The organism is Prochlorococcus sp. G4PB16 (assembly GCF_059772465.1).
This window is the reverse complement of record NZ_CM186289.1, coordinates 1,627,443-1,647,619: the sequence shown is the minus strand read 5'-3', so window position 1 is coordinate 1,647,619 and position 20,177 is coordinate 1,627,443. Positions and strand designations below refer to the sequence as shown.

At 35.5% G+C, this 20,177-nt stretch carries 19 protein-coding genes; 10 read left to right on the top strand and 9 right to left on the bottom strand.

Annotated elements, in window-relative coordinates; all coding sequences use genetic code 11:
* The first annotated feature begins 36 nt into the window (after nucleotides 1-36).
* Entirely contained in the window at nucleotides 37-756 is a 720-nt protein-coding gene (locus AC6EIZ_RS09295; RefSeq protein WP_498510709.1) for a DUF8623 domain-containing protein, read from the top strand.
* A 39-nt stretch (nucleotides 757-795) separates the two neighbouring features.
* Here the strand turns inward: AC6EIZ_RS09295 and AC6EIZ_RS09290 are convergent, their stop codons facing one another.
* Nucleotides 796-2,001 carry a phosphoglycerate kinase gene (locus AC6EIZ_RS09290; protein ID WP_498510707.1) on the bottom strand — a complete coding sequence of 402 codons (1,206 nt, stop codon included), beginning with the start codon at nucleotides 1,999-2,001 and terminating at the stop codon, nucleotides 796-798.
* A 478-nt stretch (nucleotides 2,002-2,479) separates the two neighbouring features.
* Here AC6EIZ_RS09290 and ylqF point away from each other — a divergent pair, with 478 nt between their 5' ends.
* Together ylqF and AC6EIZ_RS09280 are read left to right on the top strand one after the other, a co-directional pair.
* Nucleotides 2,480-3,343 carry a ribosome biogenesis GTPase YlqF gene (gene ylqF, locus AC6EIZ_RS09285; protein ID WP_498510705.1) on the top strand — a complete coding sequence of 288 codons (864 nt, stop codon included), beginning with the start codon at nucleotides 2,480-2,482 and terminating at the stop codon, nucleotides 3,341-3,343.
* Nucleotides 3,343-4,305, top strand: coding sequence for an RluA family pseudouridine synthase (locus AC6EIZ_RS09280; protein WP_498510703.1), 963 nt, complete (start codon nucleotides 3,343-3,345; stop codon nucleotides 4,303-4,305). The genes ylqF and AC6EIZ_RS09280 overlap by 1 nt, the downstream gene beginning before the upstream one ends.
* A gap of 2 nt (nucleotides 4,306-4,307) precedes the next feature.
* Here AC6EIZ_RS09280 and AC6EIZ_RS09275 read toward each other — a convergent pair whose 3' ends face one another.
* Nucleotides 4,308-5,912: an ABC transporter ATP-binding protein gene (locus AC6EIZ_RS09275; RefSeq protein WP_498510701.1), complete on the bottom strand. Its 1,605-nt coding sequence runs from the start codon at nucleotides 5,910-5,912 to the stop codon at nucleotides 4,308-4,310.
* 55 nt (nucleotides 5,913-5,967) lie between these two features.
* On the opposite strand from AC6EIZ_RS09275, the gene AC6EIZ_RS09270 reads away from it, so the two are divergent.
* Nucleotides 5,968-8,304: a RelA/SpoT family protein gene (locus AC6EIZ_RS09270; RefSeq protein WP_498513252.1), complete on the top strand. Its 2,337-nt coding sequence runs from the start codon at nucleotides 5,968-5,970 to the stop codon at nucleotides 8,302-8,304.
* 60 nt (nucleotides 8,305-8,364) lie between these two features.
* Here AC6EIZ_RS09270 and AC6EIZ_RS09265 read toward each other — a convergent pair whose 3' ends face one another.
* The gene (locus AC6EIZ_RS09265) at nucleotides 8,365-8,820 is read right to left on the bottom strand and encodes a DUF2062 domain-containing protein (protein WP_498510699.1); all 456 of its coding nucleotides are present in this window, start codon (nucleotides 8,818-8,820) and stop codon (nucleotides 8,365-8,367) included.
* Nucleotides 8,821-8,891: 71 nt separating this feature from the next.
* Here AC6EIZ_RS09265 and mnmE point away from each other — a divergent pair, with 71 nt between their 5' ends.
* The 4 genes from mnmE (at nucleotide 8,892) to AC6EIZ_RS09245 (ending at nucleotide 14,428) form a co-directional block, all read left to right on the top strand.
* On the top strand, nucleotides 8,892-10,286 hold the full coding sequence (gene mnmE, locus AC6EIZ_RS09260; protein WP_498510698.1) for a tRNA uridine-5-carboxymethylaminomethyl(34) synthesis GTPase MnmE: 1,395 nt from the start codon (nucleotides 8,892-8,894) through the stop codon (nucleotides 10,284-10,286).
* 304 nt (nucleotides 10,287-10,590) lie between these two features.
* Nucleotides 10,591-11,454: a carboxylating nicotinate-nucleotide diphosphorylase gene (gene nadC / locus AC6EIZ_RS09255; RefSeq protein ID WP_498510696.1), complete on the top strand. Its 864-nt coding sequence runs from the start codon at nucleotides 10,591-10,593 to the stop codon at nucleotides 11,452-11,454.
* A gap of 35 nt (nucleotides 11,455-11,489) precedes the next feature.
* A complete protein-coding gene (gene argS / locus AC6EIZ_RS09250; RefSeq protein WP_498510694.1) occupies nucleotides 11,490-13,313 on the top strand; it encodes an arginine--tRNA ligase in 1,824 nt (607 codons plus the stop codon).
* The gene (locus AC6EIZ_RS09245) at nucleotides 13,313-14,428 is read left to right on the top strand and encodes a pyridoxal phosphate-dependent aminotransferase (protein ID WP_498510692.1); all 1,116 of its coding nucleotides are present in this window, start codon (nucleotides 13,313-13,315) and stop codon (nucleotides 14,426-14,428) included. The genes argS and AC6EIZ_RS09245 overlap by 1 nt, the downstream gene beginning before the upstream one ends.
* A 38-nt stretch (nucleotides 14,429-14,466) precedes the next feature.
* On the opposite strand, the gene AC6EIZ_RS09240 is transcribed toward AC6EIZ_RS09245, so the two are convergent.
* The 5 genes from AC6EIZ_RS09240 to prfB form a co-directional block, all read right to left on the bottom strand.
* On the bottom strand, nucleotides 14,467-15,063 hold the full coding sequence (locus AC6EIZ_RS09240) for an anthranilate synthase component II (protein ID WP_498510690.1): 597 nt from the start codon (nucleotides 15,061-15,063) through the stop codon (nucleotides 14,467-14,469).
* Nucleotides 15,064-15,076: 13 nt separating this feature from the next.
* A complete protein-coding gene (locus AC6EIZ_RS09235; protein ID WP_498510688.1) occupies nucleotides 15,077-15,535 on the bottom strand; it encodes a diacylglycerol kinase family protein in 459 nt (152 codons plus the stop codon).
* A 23-nt stretch (nucleotides 15,536-15,558) separates the two neighbouring features.
* Nucleotides 15,559-16,113 carry an rRNA maturation RNase YbeY gene (gene ybeY / locus AC6EIZ_RS09230; protein ID WP_498510686.1) on the bottom strand — a complete coding sequence of 185 codons (555 nt, stop codon included), beginning with the start codon at nucleotides 16,111-16,113 and terminating at the stop codon, nucleotides 15,559-15,561.
* A 4-nt stretch (nucleotides 16,114-16,117) separates the two neighbouring features.
* Entirely contained in the window at nucleotides 16,118-16,309 is a 192-nt protein-coding gene (locus AC6EIZ_RS09225) for a DUF3285 domain-containing protein (protein ID WP_498510684.1), read from the bottom strand.
* A 10-nt stretch (nucleotides 16,310-16,319) separates the two neighbouring features.
* Nucleotides 16,320-17,430, bottom strand: a protein-coding gene (prfB, locus tag AC6EIZ_RS09220; RefSeq protein ID WP_498513251.1) for a peptide chain release factor 2 whose coding sequence is annotated in 2 segments (ribosomal slippage) — nucleotides 16,320-17,354 and nucleotides 17,356-17,430 — 1,110 coding nt in all. Because the reading frame shifts where the segments join, the coding sequence is not laid out codon by codon here.
* Between the two features lie 58 nt (nucleotides 17,431-17,488).
* Between prfB and grxC the strand changes: the two genes are divergently transcribed.
* Nucleotides 17,489-17,779, top strand: a complete 291-nt coding sequence (gene grxC, locus AC6EIZ_RS09215) for a glutaredoxin 3 (protein ID WP_498510683.1) — start codon at nucleotides 17,489-17,491, stop codon at nucleotides 17,777-17,779.
* A 3-nt stretch (nucleotides 17,780-17,782) separates the two neighbouring features.
* Nucleotides 17,783-18,712: a glutathione synthase gene (gene gshB / locus AC6EIZ_RS09210; protein ID WP_498510681.1), complete on the top strand. Its 930-nt coding sequence runs from the start codon at nucleotides 17,783-17,785 to the stop codon at nucleotides 18,710-18,712.
* On the opposite strand, the gene AC6EIZ_RS09205 is transcribed toward gshB, so the two are convergent.
* A complete protein-coding gene (locus AC6EIZ_RS09205; RefSeq protein WP_498510680.1) occupies nucleotides 18,690-20,090 on the bottom strand; it encodes an isochorismate synthase in 1,401 nt (466 codons plus the stop codon). The two genes, gshB and AC6EIZ_RS09205, sit on opposite strands and share 23 nt — an antisense overlap.
* Between the last annotated feature and the right edge of the window lie 87 nt (nucleotides 20,091-20,177).

The following is a 20,177-nucleotide window of genomic DNA, read 5'->3' as shown; positions in this document are numbered from 1 at the left end:
CCTTAGGCTAAGTTATATTGAGTAAAAAAGGTAGAAGTGCGACTTTCACTGATAGCCAAATTAATAGGTTTCTTATTGCTTCATTCTCTATCAATAAATACGGCTTTAAGTAAAAGCATCGACAATAATTTAATTAGTTTCCAATTGGAAGAAATCCTAAATAAAAAAAAGAATTATTTAATTAAAGATCTATTTCTAGAGAAATCATTAAATGAATTTAATAAACAGTATCGGGATTTTAGAAAGAAATATACAGATGCAAAATGGTCTATCGAAACAATCAGTGATTATCCAAATAAAAAATTACTAGATATAAAAATTACATCTACAAGAGAAATTAGTGACCAAATTTATAATCTTAATACCAAGCAAACTGTTCAAATAGAAACTATAAAAAACAAAATTAAAGCTTTTCATGTTATCAATGAAGAATCAGTTCTAAATAGTCAAAAGTCTCCACTAATTGTAAAAATAATTTCTCCTGATAAAGTACTCACTGGTGAGCGATACGAAATGAATTTAATAGTTGAGAGACCATTAGATAATTCGTTCATTGCTAGTGGAATAATAATCCTTAATAACAAAGATAAAATGAATATATCTAATGATCTATTTGACATTAAGCCTAATCAATCTGGTGGATTATTTAAATATATTCAAGCACCCTTAAAACCTGGTTTTCAAACTTTTTCAGCAATCATTATGCATCCAAAAGGGATTTATTCAATTACAAAAAAAATTGAAGTTGGTTTATAAAATCAACTATTTACCATTTTTAAAATTAGATTTACCTTTTCAAGCATCATCTAGAGCAGATACTCCGGGAAGCACTTTTCCCTCTAAAAGTTCAAGGCTAGCTCCACCCCCAGTAGAGATATGAGACATATTTTTAGCTAAACCTGCTTTTTCTACTGCTGCGACAGAATCTCCCCCTCCAATAATTGTGCAGCATCCTTCTGCACTTAATTCCGCCAAAGTATTTGCTATTGCATTTGTTCCATTGGCAAATTTATCAAATTCAAAGACACCCATAGGTCCATTCCAAATAACGGTTTTACAACTTTTCAACGCATTCTGAAAAAGTTCAACTGATTCTGAACCGATATCCAATCCCATCCAACCATCACTAATAGCATCTACTTTTGAAACTTGACTATTTGCATCAGGAGAAAATTTGTCAGCCAACAAAACATCACTTGGCAATAGAAATTCAACTCCATTATCTTTAGCTTTCTTCTCTAAATCACTTGCTAATTGAAGTTTATCTTCCTCAACAAGACTATTACCTACAGATAATCCTCTAGCCTTATAAAAAGTAAATATCATCCCTCCACCGACAATTATTTTGTCGCATTTATCTATCAAAGATTCCAAAACTCCAATCTTACTGCTTACTTTTGAACCACCTACTATCGCAGCCAAAGGCCTTTTAGGTTGATCTATAGCTCCTTGAAGGTACTTAAGTTCCTTTTCCATCAAATAGCCAGCCACGCACGGACTTAAGTACTTAGTAACACCCTCCGTTGAAGCATGAGCACGGTGCGCAGCTCCAAAAGCATCATTAACATAGACTTCTGCCAAAGAAGCTAATTCCTTGGCAAATTCTGAATCATTTTTCTCTTCACCAGCTATAAATCGAACATTTTCCAAAAGGACAACATCGCCATTAGACATAGCATCTACTTTTAACTTGGCTTCTGCTCCTATACAACTTTCAGTTTTGACAACTGTTTTACCAAGCAATTCACTAAGTCTTTGAGCAACAGCAGTCAGACGCATTGTTTCATTAACCTCTCCCTTTGGTCTCCCAAAATGAGCAGAAAGAATAACTCTTGCACTCTTCTCAAGAAGATCATTGATAGTTGGCAAAGCAGCACGAATTCTTGTGTCATCAGTTATTTGGCCCTCATCTCCTAATGGGACATTAAAATCAACTCTCACTAACACACGTTTGCCGCATAAGTCGTCAGCGCCGAGACTTGACAGGGAACGCTTAGACATAATGTATGAGATTCAGAAAGGAAGCTGAGTGACCATAGCTCTTGAAAGGCACCAATTGGGTAATTACTAAGATTTAGAAAAAATCTACCTAATCTCATAAAAACCTAAAAACTGCTTTTTAAATATTAAAAATCTATAGTTAGTAGAACTAATTACCCCTCAAATTGCTGAGATCACTAAAAAAGTAGACTCGAAATTTAAGATTGTAAATCTAATTTTTTTTGAAATTACAATATTAGATATGTTTTTTATCGACAGGTTATTAAATATTGTAATTATATTAATCCAGATTGATCAATAAAATTCAACTCTAATCAAGATATTATGAATAATTAAATTCTTATTGTCAACATATTTAATCTTTTCAGATGATAAGTTGAACTTAGAATTTTGAAAACTGCACTTCCAAAATAAATCAAAAATCAACTTTTACAATTTTTAGATTAATCACTTTCAACCAAATTATTTTTAAACTTCCGTGAACAAGCAACTAATACAATGGTATCCAGGGCATATTGCTAAAGCAGAAAAACAATTAAAGGAGAATCTGAATAAAGTTGATTTGGTTTTCGAAGTGCGAGACGCAAGAATACCCCTTGCCACTTCACATCCATATCTCCAAAAATGGTTAAAAGGAAAGAAGCAAATATTGGTTCTTAATAGAAAAGACATGATCAGTGTAAATGCCTATCAAGCATGGGATAAACAATTAAGATCTGAGGGGAAAGTCCCATGGTGGTGTGATGCAAAAGCTGGAACAGGCGTTCTCCAAATAAAACAGGCTGCTATTCGTGCTGGGCAAGAGTTAAATCAAAGACGTCTTGAGCGAGGAATGAAAAATCGTGCAATTAGAGCTCTAACTCTTGGTTTTCCAAATGTTGGAAAATCTGCTCTCATTAACAGATTAGTTAAAAAAAATGTTGTATCTAGCTCAAGAAAACCAGGGGTCACGAGAAGTTTGAGGTGGGTAAGATTAGGACAAGATCTGGATCTATTGGATGCTCCTGGAGTTCTACCACCTAGATTTGAAGATCAAAATGCCGCATTAAAACTGGCTATTTGTGATGACATTGGTCAAGCCGCATACGATACTGAAGAGGTAGCCATTAACTTTATGAAACTTCTTGACACATTAGAAAATATCCAAGAATCGGGGATCAAGTCAATGTGTCTTCAAAGTAGATATGGAATATTTGTCAATAAAACCATTAAAGACAAATCTTTATGGCTACTTTCAGCCGCAGAACGTCACACTTCTGGAGATACTCGAAGAATGTCTCAAAGAATACTTGATGATTTTCGTAAAAGTTTATTGGGCAATATCTCTCTTGAACTGCCCTAATGGATAAAGAAATCAAGCAAGCATATGGGCAGGGCCCAGGTGAATTATTTGAGGGTGAATATAAGAAACCTTTGCCTATGCGGCTTGATAGATGGCTGGTAAGCCAACGAGCCGAACAAAGTAGAGCTCATATTCAGAAATTCATTGAAGCTGGGTTCGCAAGAGTAAATGGTAAAACTGGAAAAGCAAAAACTCCCGTTAGGCCAGGTGACATAGTTCAACTTTGGGTTCCACCACCTGAGCCTCTTCCTTACTTAAAACCAGAAGAAATTGATTTAGATATTTTGTATGAAGATGCTCATTTAATAGTCATTAATAAAACAGCTGGAATAGCAGTTCATCCAGCACCAGGAAATAAATCAGGAACTTTGGTCAATGGATTAATCAATCATTGTCCAGACTTGCCTGGTATAGGCGGTAAATTACGACCTGGAATAGTTCATCGTTTAGATAAAGATACAACTGGATGCATTGTTGTAGCAAAAACTCAAGAAGCCTTAGTTAAACTACAAATTCAAATACAAAAAAGAGTAGCCTCAAGAAATTATATTGCTATTGTCCATGGAGCTATTAAAGACAATCAAGGTATGATTGTCGGGTGTATTGGCCGACATCCAAAAGATAGAAAAAAATATGCTGTAGTTGATAAAGAATCTGGTAGATATGCTTGCACACATTGGAAATTAATTGAAAATCTAGGTAATTTTTCTCTTCTTAAATTCAAACTTGATACAGGTAGAACGCATCAAATTCGTGTTCATAGTTCACATATAGGTCATCCTATTATTGGAGACCAAACTTACAGTAGGTGCAAAAAATTACCTATTAAACTTGGTGGCCAAGCATTACATGCAATTGAATTGGGTTTAATACACCCAATAACATTAGAAAAAATGAAATTCACAGCTCCATTGCCTAAAGATTTTGAACGACTTTTAAAAGTATTACAACTTAAAAAATAATATTATTTCGGAAGTCTAGGACATGCCTTGACCATTTTTTGTGTTAAGTATTTTTGAGGATGATTTAACAAATTTTTACCAGAATTCTCTTCGATAATCTTCCCCTTATCAAAAACTAACACTCTATGACAAAAGCCTGCCGCAACTGATAAATCATGTGTTATGAACAATAAAGACAGTTTTAATTTTTCTTGCAAAGAGCGTAGTAACTCCAAAACTTCAGCTTGAATTTCTGTATCTAACATACTGACACTTTCATCACAAATAAGTATTTTGGGACTCAGTGCCAGTGCTCTTGCAATAGCTACTCTTTGCTGTTGACCGCCTGAAAGTTGAGAAGGTAAACGTTTTTCATACATTGCTGTGGGTGCTAAACCAACTAGTTCTAAAAGATTGCGAGCTCTTTCTCTGGCTTGAGATCGGCTTAACAATTTATGGATAAGAATTGGATCTATAATTGCATCCATTACTGACATCTTAGGATTCAAAGAAGCAGAAGGATCTTGAAAAATAATCTGAATATATTTACGTAATTGTTTTAAAGATTTTCTATTGATAGTTGAAATATTCTTTCCAAGAAAAAAAACACTTCCACCTCTTGTAGGCAATAGACCAGTCAACGCTCTACATAAAGTGCTCTTACCACATCCTGATGGCCCTACGATACCAAGAGTTTCGCCTTCATATAGAGAAAAGGTAACTTCATTAACTGCTTTCAACCAAACGAAGTTGAAGGGCCAAAAGCCTGAATGATGCCAGCAACGTAATCTATTTACTCTCAATAATGAAGTATTTCTATTCATTATTTCTCTCTCAGAGCCCTCTAAAATTCTTCCTGAATCAATTAATCTTTGAGCAATATCCGTTTTTGGATCAGCAACTATCTCTTTAATATTTCCAGATTCTACTATTTGCCCACAATCAAGTATTGCAATTCTATTACACCATTTATATGCCAAAGATAAATCATGACTAATTAATAGTAAAGCAGTTCCAATCTCATCACAAAGTAAACTCAATTCACTCATGATTTGATCAGCTACTATTGTATCTAAACTAGTAGTAGGTTCATCAGCTATTATCAAAGGAGGTTTTAAACAAATTGCCAAAGCAATTGCTACACGTTGTCGCATCCCTCCGCTAAATTCATGTGGAAATGAATTAAATCTTAAAGGATCTATTCCAACTTTTTCTAATAAGCTTTTAGCTTTTCTTACTAAGTTATTAATTGGTTCAGAATTATCATGCGCTTTAAAAGTATCAACCAAATGATCACCAACAGTCATTAAAGGATTTAAACGTGACATTGGATCCTGAAAAATCAACCCAACCTCTTTCCCTCGAATAGTTTGAAAATAAACCTTATCTTGGTCCAATAAATTTGTTCCATTTAAAACAATCTCACCCTCACAAACACATCCATTAGGAAGAAGCTGCGTTACTGCCTTAGCAACAGTACTTTTTCCACATCCTGAACTTCCAATCAATGCAAGCCTATCACCACGATTCATCTTGAGATTTAATCCTTTTAACACGTAAGTAGTAGTATTTGGATAAATAGCATTTAGTTTATTTATCTTTAGAACTTCTTTTAATGAATTATTCATAAAAAGGTAGCAAGAAATGTTGAGTTTGAATAAAATAAATTAAGCTCCGGTGCTGATGCCTAAAGTCACCTCTGCACAAAATTCAAGCCAGACTCATAGCGTCTGTGATGAATTTTTTGATGGCCAGCCTCAACTTAGAACTCATCAGATCAAACATATTGATGATTATGAAATTATTTTGCCAGAGTGGTTAGAAAATTGCATTGAAAATATTCCGCCGGGGTTAGGAGCAAGTTGTCCAAGAGATTCTGAAGCACTTTTAGTTGCCGCTTTTGATCTTGCATTTCAATTGCATAAAGGGCAATACAGAAAAAGTGGTGAACCTTACATAACCCATCCAGTTGCAGTAGCTGACTTACTAAGAGAAATAGGTGCAAGCGCTAGTGTAATTGCAGCGGGTTTTTTACATGACGTCGTCGAAGATACAGACATAACACCAGCACAATTGGAGGGGTATTTTGGCAGTGAAGTTAGATATCTAGTTGAAGGTGTGACTAAATTAGGCGGGATCCATTTTAATAATCGAACAGAAGCTCAAGCAGAAAACTTACGTAAAATGTTTCTAGCTATGGCTAGCGATATTCGTGTTGTACTTGTAAAGCTCGCAGATAGGCTTCACAATATGAGAACTATTAGTTACTTAGACAAAGAGAAGCAAACTCGAATAGCTAAAGAAACGAGAGAAATTTATGCTCCACTCGCAAACCGTTTAGGAATAGGACGGTTTAAATGGGAACTAGAGGACCTAGCATTTAAACTTTTAGAGCCAGATCCCTTCCGAGAAATTCAACAACAAATAGCTAGTAAACGTAGTGAAAGAGAAGAGAGACTAAATATAACTGTTCAACAACTAAAAGATCGCTTGAGCTCAGCAGGACTTAGCCAATGCGAAGTTAGCGGAAGGCCAAAGCATTTATATGGAATATGGAGCAAAATGCAACGACAACAAAAAGAATTTCATGAGATCTTTGATGTGGCTGCTCTTAGAATCCTTGTCTCAGATGTCGAGACATGTTATCGAGCTCTTGCTGTTGTCCATGACACATTTAGGCCAATACCTGGGCGATTTAAAGACTATATAGGCCTCCCAAAGCCAAATGGCTACCAATCACTACATACAGCTGTAATTGGCAGGCACAGGCCTATTGAGGTACAGATCAGGACTCCAGAAATGCATAGAGTTTCAGAATTTGGAATTGCAGCTCACTGGAAGTACAAAGAAGGAGGATCACCGGCTCATCCTGATTCAGAAAAATTTAATTGGCTACGCCAATTAGTTGAATGGCAACAAGAAGATGGCGTTGATGATCATAATGACTACCTTGCATCAATTAAAGAAGATTTATTTGATGAAGAAGTTTTTGTTTTTACTCCAAAAGGAGATGTTTTGGGATTAAGGAACGGTTCAACAGCAATCGATTTTGCTTATCGCATTCACTCTGAAGTAGGGAATCATTGCAATGGTGCTAGAATTAATGATCGTCTTTGCGTGCTATCAACACCTCTTGAAAATGGAGATTTCGTTGAGATCCTCACTCACAAAAGCTCTCATCCAAGTTTAGATTGGTTAAACTATGTAGCCACGCCGACAGCAAGAAATCGCATTAGACAATGGTATAAAAAAAGTCATCGTCAAGAAACAATATCAAGAGGGAAGGAACTACTTGAACAAGAATTTGGCCGTAAAGGAATTGATAATTTACTAAAAGGAGATGCAATAACAAAAGTTGCTGAGAGATGTAATCTAAAATCCACAGAAGATTTATTATCTGCACTTGGATTTGGGGCATTAACCCTACATCAAGTGATTAATAGATTTAGAGAAGAAATGAAAATACAAAACCAGCTACCTGAGACTGAATTGAGCGATATAGAGCTAGCCAACCAAATTGGATCACAAGCAAATCTAGCTTCAAACAAATCAAAAACACCTCAAACAAAATATTCGCCTATAGTTGGCTTAGAAGGGCTTGACTATCGACTAGGGGGATGTTGCAGCCCTTTACCAGGAGAATCAATACTTGGAACAGTTGCACTTGGCAATCATGGAATCACTATACATCGAACTAACTGTGTCAATATACAATCAGTACCTAATAACAGAAGACTATCAGTCAAGTGGAATAGCAGTACACATACCAAAGAAGAGAAATTTCCTATTCAATTAAGGATTGAAGTCATTGATAGAGTTGGAGTACTTAAAGACATATCAATGAGACTTTCTGATAGAGGTATTAATGTAATCGACGCAAGAGTTAAGACATCTCATGGGAAACCCGCGTGTATAGATCTTAGAGTTGAACTGGAAAGTGTTAATCAATTAGAAATTACTATCAATCAAATACGTTCAATGGTAGATGTATTAGATATTGCTAGAACAGGAATTAATTAGCATTTAAAATACTCCGAAAGAATGTTGACAACAAATCAATAAAATCTAATAGATAGAAATTTAAATTTTTTTAGAATGTTTTTTAAGTAAAAAATACAAACCAAGTCCACTAAGGATTCCAGTTAAAAGACCCATACATATCGAGCCAATCATCAGCCGAGAACTCAAGTACCAACCTTGAGACCACAATTCATTAGTAGTTATATAGCTAAAATCAACGATATTTTTATCTTTATTGAGGATGAAAGATCCTAGTCTATAATTAAAATAATAAAGAGGAACATAAGTAAATGGATTGCTAATCCAAGTTCCAATAGCCGCTAAAATACTATTTCCATTAAAAATTTTTGCTAAAAACACACCCATCAAAGTTTGTAAACCAAAGAATGGAAAGCAACCACTAAATATCCCCACCCCCAAGCCTAATGCTCTCTGAGAGGGAGAACCTTCCTGATTCCAGAGCCAAGAAATAAATTTACGAATTCTTTGTATTAGATTTAGGAAGATTTTTTTCATATTTTAAAAAATCTTGGTCCAAAAAAGAATCCTAGATTTGATCTTAGTGAAGATTGCATGATTATTGCTTAATGAATTCGTTTTCCCCTACTGAAGATACTATTGCTGCAATTGCGACTGCCGTTTCCCCCGGCCAAGGAAGTATCGCTGTCATAAGGATCTCTGGCTCCGCAGCAATTGAGATAACTAAAACCATTGTTCATATTCCTGGAACGCACGATTGGAGCACTCACAAAGTGCTTTACGGACATGTAGTCGAAGCAAATCAGAAAATATATATCGATGAGGTATTAATACTAATAATGAAAGGGCCGCGAAGCTTTACAGGTGAAGACGTAGTAGAAATTCATTGCCATGGTGGAATCATTGCAGTCCAGAAGATCCTTGAAAGGATACTGGATATTCCAAGCGTTCGAAGGGCAGAACCAGGGGAGTTTAGCCAACGAGCAGTACTTAATGGTCGTCTTAGCCTGACTCAAGCAGAATCAATTAGTGAAATGGTATCAGCAAGAAGTCGAAAAGCAGCAGAACTAGCGATTAATGGAATTGAAGGAAATATTCAAACTACGATTCAATCAATCAGGAAACGATTGATTGAGCAACTAACGGAAATTGAAGCAAGAATAGATTTTGAAGAAGATCTTCCAATTTTAGATGAAAGACATGTAAAGAATGAAATTATCGCAATCAAAAAAGACCTTAGCGAACTCATTGATAATGCTAAAAGAGGATCTTGGGTTCGTTCTGGCCTAAAAGTTGCACTAGCTGGGAAGCCTAATGTAGGGAAAAGCTCTTTACTGAATAGGCTTTCCAAGCAAGAAAAAGCCATTGTGACTGACCTGCCTGGAACTACTAGAGATCTTCTGGAAAGTGAGATTGTCTTAGAGGGAATACCAGTAACTTTTATTGATACAGCAGGTCTCAGAGAGACTAAAAATATCATCGAAAAAATTGGTATTTCTAAAACTAAAAAAGCCTTAATTCAAGCTAATCTCATCATATTAATCTTTGATTATTCAAGCGGATGGACTAGCGAGGATGAATTAATACTAAAACAATTACCAATAAATATTCCACACTTGATTGTTGGAAATAAATCTGATTTAGAGAATAATCAATCTTTAAAAAAAGTTCCAAAATATTTATTAGAAAAAGAAAATCTAGTGATTATAAGTGCAAAAACCGGAAATGGAGAATACGATCTAATTAATTACCTACTAAAAATATGTGGTTCTTCTCAAACGCACGGATTGGATATTGCGCTAAATGAAAGACAACTTGATCTAGCAAAATCAACCATGGAATCCTTAGAAAATGTTAATAAAGTTTTTGATGAAAAGTTACCATGGGATTTCTGGACGATTGATTTAAGACAAGCTATTAATTCTTTAGGAGAACTAACAGGAGAAGATTTAACAGAAAGCTTACTTGATAATATATTTTCAAAATTCTGTATAGGTAAGTAATCAAGCGATTTTTTATATATTAATTGTTGTCGATTGTAAAAATATAATATAAGTAATAGCAAACTCCTCCAATCAATATGGCAACCATAATATTCACACTATGAACAACGTCCACCTGATCCAACCAGTAGAGAATAAGTTAATTAAAGCATATTATTAACATATCACAAAAATAAATTTTAAAAGTTTCTATTTTCTTAAAAATATTTGAGAGAAAGATAAGTACATGAAATTAAAAATAGAAAAAGATATTTTTTATAAATGCTTTTAGGATTGGTATAGTAATAAATGTATTTGTTGTATCGTGGATCTTCGCTCACCAAAGCTACATAAAATTTTAGACACCTGGATTGAGGAAGATCTCGGTGATGGAGATCTCACAAGATTTGTCCTCAACAACAGAAGTGCATCAGCTCATTGGGTTGCAAAAGAGGATGGAACTTTTTGTGGTGGAGATCTAGTCAAACTAATATTCAAAAAAATTGATCCCCAAGTTGATATTCAACTTCTAATAGAAGATGGTCAGAAGTTTGAAAAAAATCAAAGACTTCTAGAATTAAAAGGGTCCTCCTCTTCTTTAGTAGCAGGAGAGCGAGTAACTCTGAATATAGCCATGCATCTTTCTGGTATTGCCACATCGACAGCTTTACTTGTAACTAAACTATCAGGATCCAATATGAAGTTAGCAGACACCCGTAAAACGACTCCAGGTATGAGAATATTCGAAAAATATGCTTTTCGTTGTGGTGGCGGAATTAATCACAGACTTGGATTAGATGATGCTGCCATGTTGAAAGAGAATCATATTGAATGGTCTCAGGGGATTAGCGAGAGTATCAAAATATTAAAAAATACTATTCCATGGACAAAAAAAATAATAGTCGAAGCAGAAACTCCCTCCCAAGCAAAAGAAGCTGTAGAGGCTGGCGCTGATGGAGTTTTACTTGATGAAATGTCTATTCAAACCATAGTGAAATTAGTTCCAGAATTACGTCAACTTTCAAAAAATAGTAATTCCAAATATGTCTCACGAAATTTTGTTATTGAAGTTTCTGGTGTCAACCCAAATAATTTATCAGACTATATTTTTACAGGTATTGATCTGATCTCAACTAGTGCATCAATTACTAAAAGCAAATGGATAGATTTCAGTATGCGCTTTGACTAAAAAATCTTAAAAGTATCTACCTAACCATAAACATCATGATTACAATATCCGCCAAATTGGAAGAAGCCCTAAATAGAGCTTTCGTCAAAGTATTCCCAGAAGAGGATCGCAGTTCAAAAACTTCTTCTATACTTACTGGTTCTAATATAGTCACCGCATCCAAGCCAGAATTTGGAGATTTCCAAATAAATTGTGCTTTATCACTAGCAAAAGAAATAAAACAACATCCTCGTGAAATCGCACAACAAATAGCTACTCAGCTACAAAAAGATGATGATTTCGTTAAAATATGTAATCCACCACTGATTGCAGATCCAGGTTTCATAAACCTATCTATAAATTCAAAAACACTCATATCGGAAATCCATTTTCGTCTAAATGATCGAAGATTGGGAGTACCTAAAAAAAAATTCAGTAGTAAAAAAAGAGAAGATGGAAAAAACAATAATCGCGTTATTATTGATTTCTCCAGTCCAAATATTGCTAAAGAAATGCATGTTGGGCACTTACGATCAACAATTATTGGAGACTCCTTAGCACGAATTCTTGAATTCTGCGGCTATGAAGTCTTACGACTCAATCATGTAGGGGACTGGGGTACACAATTTGGCATGCTCATAACTCATCTAAAAGAGGTTGTACCAGAGGCACTCCATACAAAAGATGTAGTAGAAATAAGCGATCTCGTGAATTTTTATCGTCAAGCAAAAAAAAGATTTGATGAAGATCAAATCTTTCAAAATAAATCAAGAAATGAGGTTGTTAATTTACAAGCAGGTAATCAAGAAAGTCTAGTTGCATGGCAATTACTCTGTAAACAATCTAGAAAAGAATTTCAAAAGATCTACGATCGACTTGATATCAAGCTAATTGAAAGAGGTGAATCCTTTTATAACAAATTTTTAGTAGATGTTATTAATGATTTAAAAAATAAAAATTTACTAATAAATGATCAGGGAGCTCAATGTATTTTCCTTGATGGCGTAATAGGAAAAGATGGCAACCCTCAACCCATAATTATTCAGAAAAGTGACGGAGGTTTTAATTATGCAACCACTGATTTGGCAGCGATTAAATACAGATTAACCACTCCCCCGCATGGAGATGGAGCATTCCGGTTGATTTATGTCACAGATGCTGGGCAAGCATCACATTTCTCTGGGGTTTTTCAAATTGCAAAGCTTGCAAATTGGATTCCTACAGATTGTCAAATTGAGCATGTCCCCTTTGGCCTGGTTCAAGGAGAAGATGGTAAGAAGTTAAAAACTCGTTCTGGAGAAACAATTAGACTAGTAGATCTTTTGGATGAAGCAATTCAACGAGCAAGAGAAGATCTTAAAGATCGTCTCAATATTGAAAATAGAGCCGAAAATGAAAGTTTCATAGATAAAGTTTCTACGACTGTCGGGATCGCAGCCATCAAGTATGCAGATCTAAGTCAAAATAGAGTTTCTAATTACCAATTTAGTTTTGATAAGATGCTCTCGTTACAGGGGAATACAGCACCATATTTACTTTATGCATTGGTACGAATCGCCGGAATATCTCGCAAAGGTGGGGATTTAAATGTATCAAGTCAAAATATTCAGTTCAATGAACCACAAGAATGGGCCTTAATTCGCAAGCTATTACAACTTGATTGTACGATCGCTGAAGTAGAAAAAGAACTGCTTCCTAATCGTCTATGCGGGTATTTATTTGAATTAAGTCAAATCTTTAACAGATTTTATGATCAAGTTCCTATTTTAAAAGCAAGTGAACCTTCAAGAACCAGTAGACTTGCTTTATGTTCTATCACTGCAGATACACTTAAACTTGGGATGAGTTTGTTAGGCATCCCTACTCTGGAAAGAATGTAATGGAAAAAACAGAAAAATCATTTATTGATCTACCAAATCCCAGGAAAGATATCGAGGGTTTACAGCCATATTCAGCGCCACTGGAAGGAAGACGTAATTTACTGAGACTAGACTTTAATGAAAACACTATTGGTCCTAGCCCACTAGTAATTAGATCTCTCAGAGAAATAAGCAGAAATGAAATCTCTATTTATCCTGAATACTCAGGTTTAACAGAAAAAGTAGTAGAAACTCTCATCAAACAAAATTCAAGCGTGAATATAAACTCATCTGAAGTTGGTATTTTTAATGGAGTAGATGCAGCAATAAATGCTATTTTTCATGCCTATGGCGACTTTGATGATCTTATGCTAACAACATCGCCTACTTTTGGATATTATACTCCTTGCGCACAAATGCGAGGAATGAAAATAAACTCAATACCTTATGAAGGTAAAGATTTTCAATATCCATTTGATAGTATTTGCAAATTCATTACTCAAAATAATCCGAAAATTTTACTCATCTGTAACCCCAACAACCCCACTGGAACAAGATTAAGCCCAGAAAGAATTATTGAAATTACCAAAATTTCATCTAAAACACTTGTAGTTGTCGATGAACTTTATGAGGCGTTTACTGGTGATAGTGTTCTACCATTTGTAAGTTTCCAAAAGACACCTAATCTTGTTGTATTAAGATCACTTTCTAAAACTGCTGGTTTGGCAAGTTTAAGAATTGGATTTGCTATTGGTAATTCTAAAGTAATTAATATAGTTAATAGAGTCACTGGTCCTTATGATGTCAATAGATTTGCTGTGATTGCTGCTTTTGCAGCACTTAAAGATCAATCCTATATTGATTCATATGTGAACGAAGTACTTGAGGCTCGTAATTGGATTAAAGATCAATTTGAAAAGTACCACGTTAAGCATCATATTGCTGGAGGAAATTATTTTCTACTTTGGCCAAAATCCAATCCAAAACAAGTTGAGAAAAAGTTAAAGTCATCTGGAATCTTAATTAGAAATATGGATAAGAAAAAAAATTTAAAAGGCTCTATCAGAGTGAGCATTGGAACAATTGAGCAGATGAAAAGATTCTGGTCAGCTTTCAAGATTATCGATGACATATAATTAAGATTAATTAGTAATGTCTACAGATCTGAGACAGTCTAGTTTGCTTCTGCTAAATCCAAGAAATTCGAAAGTAACTTATGACCAGATTCGGTCAAAACACTCTCAGGATGGAACTGTACCCCATATATGTGTGGATAATCTTTATGAGTTATTCCCATAATTGTCTCATCCTCAAGCCAGGCTATTACCTCTAAGCATTCTGGGAACCCCTCTCTCTCCGCAATTAAGCTATGGTACCTTGTTGCTACTAAGGGATTAGGCAAATCTTTAAATATTCCAGTACCTCTATGCAAAACATTAGATGTTTTACCATGCATTAACTCTTTGGCTCTGATTATTTTTCCACCGTAAGCTTGGGTTATAGCTTGATGACCAAGACAGACACCAAGGGTTGGTATTTCTATTGATAGCTCAGATAAAATATCCAGACAAACTCCAGATTGATTAGGGTCTCCTGGACCAGGAGATAACAAAATCGCATCAGGATTTAAATCTTTAATCTCACTAATCGTAAGAGCATCGTTACGTTCGACTCTTACTTCTGATGCAATAGGATGCTGAGAAGCCAATTCGCCCAAATATTGAACGAGGTTATAAGTGAAACTGTCATAGTTGTCGATCACCAAAAACATAATTTTCAAGCCATTAAATTCCTAACTGTTTTAGTAATGGAGGAAATAATAGTAAAACAGCAATCAGCACCGAACTGATTGAAGCTACTAAAACTGCCCCAGCTGAACAATCTTTAGCGATTTGCGCAAGAGGATGAAATCGTTTCCCAATAGCCAAATCAACAGCTGATTCAATCGCTGTATTAAGCAATTCAACTACTAATACACTAGTCGCTGTAAGGGCCATTATTGCTAAATCACTTTTATGAAGACCTAAAAAATAGCCTAAAACAAATGCTCCAAATGCAAAGCCAACATGAATACGAAAATTTCTCTGAGTCGAGAAAGCATATCCTAAACCTTTCGCTGCATACAAAAAGCTAGTTGGCAGATCTTTAGCTATCTTCCAAGATGACCTTTTATTTAGTCTTTGAAGAGTTTTAGACATGTCCCTAAATTCTCTCTCAGAGTCATTGGATATCTCAGGAACCATATTTGTAAATCTTCATTCTTATTTTAAAGAATACCTCTTACATCAAGAAGTTGCTCTTGAATCAAAAGCATTTTATTTAAACTCTCTTCGTCACTATGATCCCAGCCCAAAAGATGTAAAAGGCCGTGAGTAGCTAGCCATCTAAGTTCTCTAAATAAATCAGCATTACTATTATTGGCTTGTCTGATTGCTGTAGGGACGGAGATAACTATATCCCCCAATTCGATAAATTCATTACTTACACCAAAATACGTCTCGTCAATAATGGGAAATGAAAGGACATCTGTACTTTTTGATTGACCGAGCCAGGCAAGATTCAAATCAAGAATTTTTTTATCATTAGTTAATTCCAAACCCAAGCTAAGTTGAGATGCATTTCTGACGATTTCCGGACACTTTAATGTTTCATTTACTTGGATAAATCTAATCCAACTGCCTATCTCCTTAATCCATTTAGTGGGATTTTCCATCAACTCTAAAGTCTCACTGTTCACAAAGACATCTAAATCTTGAACAGGGAAAGGCGTAAAAGAAAGATCTACATCTAATTTATGCGAGCTAGTCGAATAATTCTTCATAAAGTTATTGCGGGATATGAGGTTTCCCCAGCACTGCAACTAAAAGAATAAATCCAAGAAAACCTAGAGCTGTTAAACCAAAATGAGAAAGGCTTTGACTCCCTTTCCGAACCATATTTTTCATCGCAAGTTTGACAAAACTTGGAGGTGGCGTTGCATTCTTTGCGACATCATCAGAAATAATTTTATTATTCATATCCATAAATTTATGCTTCTTCAATATTTTGCCTTAAAAGAGACTGAATAAAAATATCTATTTCCCCATTCATTACTGAATCTACATCTGTTGTCTCTTGTTCAGTACGTAAATCTTTCACCATCTGGTAAGGGTGAAAAACATAATTTCTAATTTGATTGCCCCATGCAGCTTCTACAATATCCCCTCGAATATCAGCAATCTCTGCAGCCCTTTGCTCTACTGCTATCACCATCAATTTTGATTTGAGTAGTGTCATTGCTTTGTCTTTATTTTGAAGCTGAGACCTTTCTTGTGTACATCTAACTGCAATACCCGTAGGCACATGAAGAATACGAACTGCAGTTTCCACTTTATTTACATTTTGTCCACCTGCTCCACCTGAGCGACTTGTCGTAATTTCTAAATCTTTTTCTGGAATTTCAAGTTCAACCTCTTCATCAAGTTTAGGCATAACTTCAACTCCAGCAAAACTGGTTTGTCGCTTTCCATTTGCATTGAAAGGGGAAATTCTGACTAAGCGATGGGTCCCCTTTTCATTTTGTAAAAAACCATAAGCATATACACCTTCTATTTCGATAGTGACACTTTTTATGCCCGCCTCCTCTCCCTCAGAAAGTTCATTAATAATTACTTTCATTCCTTTGTTTTCAGCCCAACGGGTATACATCCTTAGAAGCATTTGAGCCCAATCTTGGGCATCAGTTCCGCCCGCACCAGCATTAATTGAGAGAATTGCACTATCTTTATCATAAGTGCCACTTAAGAGGCGCTCCATCTCCCAACGTTCAAGTTCTTGCTTTAATTTCTCAAGTCCATGATGAGCCTCCGCAAGCATTTCTTCATCTGGATCTAACTCATTAAGCTCTAACGAAAGATTTGCATCCTCAATAGCACCTCTCCAAGTAATGAGTTTTTCTAGCTCAGCCTTAACCTCATCAAGTTGACGCATCTGTTTTTGTGCATTTTGGGGATCGTTCCAAAATTCAGGTTGCGATGCAACCTGCTCTAAGTCCTTTTTTCTAGCTAGCAATGCAGGCTCGTCAAAGACAATCCTGGGCTGTAGCCAAGCGAGCAGTCAATAAAGAGAGGTCTCTTTTAAAATCAGTCAGGTCTTGCAAGCGAGGTAATAGAATTAATACATTAAAAGCTATCAGCATATCAACCAAAAAACGATAAATGAACAGATCAATTCACGATTCAGGCATTACTACAGTGGAAATGTACACTTGGAGATTTTGCCCATTTTGCTTACGTGCAAAAGCACTATTAAATGAAAAAGGAGTCCAATTCACAGAATATTCTATTGATGGAGACAATGATGCAAGAACAAAAATGTCCGAAAGAGCAGGCGGTCGAAGAACTGTTCCACAAATTTTTATTAATGGAGAAAGTATTGGAGGTTGCGACGAGCTATACGAACTTGAAAGAAATAACAAATTAAATGAACTAATTGGAATTAGCAATTGATTTATGAAGCAATTATTTGTTCTTGATCCAATTGAAAATATTAATCCTAATAAGGATTCATCAGCAGCACTTATGCAAGCAGCATCTAGAGCTAAAATAGATGTTTGGATTTGTACTCCTTCTGACCTGCAGGCTCGAGGGGACGATGCATGGGTGGTTTCTAATAAAGTCAATTGTGAACCATGGATCAATGTCCATTCCTCTGAAAGTCTTCCTTTAAAAGATTTCTCATGCATTTGGATGCGCAAAGATCCACCTGTTGACGAGGCTTTTTTATACGCAACTCATTTATTAGAAGTGGCAGAAAGAGATGGGGTCAATGTAATTAACAAGCCTGCATCACTTAGAGCTTGGAATGAAAAGTTAGGAGCTTTAAGATTTAGCGATTTAATGGCTCCCACTCTTGTCGCAAGCAGAGTGGAACAATTAATTACATTTGCAAAAGGATACGGAGAAGTTGTTTTGAAACCACTTGGAGGGAAAGGTGGGCAAGGAGTCATACGAATTGCAAAGGATGCTCCAGGCTTAGAAGCATTACTAGAGCTTGTTACTTCACAAGAACATTTGCCAGTGATGATGCAACAATTTCTACCTGAAGTAATAAATGGCGATAAAAGAATTCTTTTAGTTAATGGAGAGCCATTAGGTGCAATTAATAGACGTCCAAAGAAAGGAGATTTCCGAAGCAACCTTGCGTTAGGTGGAAAAGCTGAGATAACTAGATTAACACCTAAAGAAATAGAGATATGTAATCAATTAAAGCCGTCTTTGCAGGAAGAAGGTCTCTTCTTTGTTGGAATAGATGTTATAGGAGGAATGCTAAGTGAGATTAATGTAACAAGTCCAACTGGTATTAGAGAAGTAGAAAACCTAATGAATGTTCCATTAGCAGATCAAGTGATTGATTGCCTTATAGATCATTTGAACAATTAACCCTATCTAAGTTTAATTGATTTCTTAAAACCTCAAATTTCAAAGCCACTTCTTGCATCTCTCCATCAACAGTTGAGCCCTGTACGAGCCCTGCACCAGCAAACAATTTTAGCTCATTCTCTCTCACATGTCCGTAACGTATCGCCACCCTAAATTCTGAATTTTGATGTTTATCTATCCATCCAATTGGAGAAGCATATGTTTGACGATCGAATGGTTCTAAAGCTCTTAGCCAACTCAAAGATTTGCCAAGTGGCAAACCTGCAACGGCAGGAGTTGGATGAAGCGCTTCAACCAAGTCAAGAGGAGATTTTTCTTTGACATAAGCTTTTATAAGAGTATGCAAATGAATTAAATGGCCTTGAGTAATTAATTTTGGTTGAGATGGATGACTTGCTTGAATACCTTTTCTTAAAAGTTGTTCGACAATAGAATTAACCACAAAATGATGTTCTCTTAAATCTTTAGAGGAGGAAAGTAATTCTTTTCCATCATCACCTTTTTTTGCAGTACCAGCCAAAGCATCGATTAATAACTTATTTTGATTGAGACTTATCAATCTCTCAGGTGATGCACCAAAAAATGACTCGCCATGATTTTTTTGCCATAGGAATCGGCAACTATTAGTTTGCTGAACTCTTAACCGAGCAAGTAATTTCAGTGGATCTAATGGTTTTCTTAGAGAAAGACGTTGTCTTGTAGCCAATACAAGTTTATCTAAATCACCTGCATTTATTAATTCGATCCCTTTAGCCAAAGCATCTCGATATTGAGATTTCCAATCATCAGAGAAGTTATCGACTAAGAAATTTTCTTTTACATCATGGACAATTCGAACTGGTGATCTATTTATCTTTTCTCGAATTGACCATAATCTTTCTATAGCTTCACGAACATCTGAAGGATTTTGGGCAACGGAATTTAAACGTAACCATGTAAATCCATCTTTTGCAGTTAATTGCCACTTAGGCAAAACAGCCTGCAGAGAAAATTTATCATTTATTGATTTTTCATTACTTTTAATTTGATCAAAGAATGAAAATGAAAATAAAATCCTTGATGCTGAAAAGGCTGGACTTGGAAAAGTATCTATCAATCGAGTAAAAATCTCATCACTAAACCTTTGGGCATTTTCAAACCTCTTTGGTCCAGATAAATCCAAAGATTGACAATGTCCTCCGGCAGAAATGCACAATCTGGGAGAAAGATCCCAAAGAAATCTAAACTGATGTTTTTTAGCAATTAAAGGTAAGTTCGTTAAAGGATCTGCTTGAATTACAGGGACACAACTGCTCAAGATACATTCATCAACTTTTCGTTCACTCCATTTGCGAAGAGAACCTACTAAAAGCTCACTAAATACAGGTTCTAAATTCATAACCAATTAGAGCCTTTAGAAATAAATAAACCAATATATGAACTGCTGCCTAGGCTTAAGAAAGGAATCAAGAAACAAACAGAGCAG

Excerpts from the sequence above, each read along its gene's own strand:
- AC6EIZ_RS09270 (WP_498513252.1), top strand. The coding sequence starts at position 5,968 with ATGCCTAAAGTCACCTCTGCACAAAATTCAAGCCAGACTCATAGCGTC.
- mnmE (WP_498510698.1), top strand. The coding sequence starts at position 8,892 with ATGAATTCGTTTTCCCCTACTGAAGATACTATTGCTGCAATTGCGACT.
- AC6EIZ_RS09280 (WP_498510703.1), top strand. The coding sequence starts at position 3,343 with ATGGATAAAGAAATCAAGCAAGCATATGGGCAGGGCCCAGGTGAATTA.
- AC6EIZ_RS09240 (WP_498510690.1), bottom strand. The coding sequence starts at position 15,063 with ATGTTTTTGGTGATCGACAACTATGACAGTTTCACTTATAACCTCGTT.
- ybeY (WP_498510686.1), bottom strand. The coding sequence starts at position 16,113 with ATGAAGAATTATTCGACTAGCTCGCATAAATTAGATGTAGATCTTTCT.
- AC6EIZ_RS09205 (WP_498510680.1), bottom strand. The coding sequence starts at position 20,090 with ATGAATTTAGAACCTGTATTTAGTGAGCTTTTAGTAGGTTCTCTTCGC.
- argS (WP_498510694.1), top strand. The coding sequence starts at position 11,490 with ATGATTACAATATCCGCCAAATTGGAAGAAGCCCTAAATAGAGCTTTC.
- AC6EIZ_RS09265 (WP_498510699.1), bottom strand. The coding sequence starts at position 8,820 with ATGAAAAAAATCTTCCTAAATCTAATACAAAGAATTCGTAAATTTATT.
- grxC (WP_498510683.1), top strand. The coding sequence starts at position 17,489 with ATGAACAGATCAATTCACGATTCAGGCATTACTACAGTGGAAATGTAC.
- AC6EIZ_RS09245 (WP_498510692.1), top strand. The coding sequence starts at position 13,313 with ATGGAAAAAACAGAAAAATCATTTATTGATCTACCAAATCCCAGGAAA.
- AC6EIZ_RS09290 (WP_498510707.1), bottom strand. The coding sequence starts at position 2,001 with ATGTCTAAGCGTTCCCTGTCAAGTCTCGGCGCTGACGACTTATGCGGC.
- AC6EIZ_RS09235 (WP_498510688.1), bottom strand. The coding sequence starts at position 15,535 with ATGGTTCCTGAGATATCCAATGACTCTGAGAGAGAATTTAGGGACATG.
- gshB (WP_498510681.1), top strand. The coding sequence starts at position 17,783 with ATGAAGCAATTATTTGTTCTTGATCCAATTGAAAATATTAATCCTAAT.
- AC6EIZ_RS09225 (WP_498510684.1), bottom strand. The coding sequence starts at position 16,309 with ATGAATAATAAAATTATTTCTGATGATGTCGCAAAGAATGCAACGCCA.
- AC6EIZ_RS09275 (WP_498510701.1), bottom strand. The coding sequence starts at position 5,912 with ATGAATAATTCATTAAAAGAAGTTCTAAAGATAAATAAACTAAATGCT.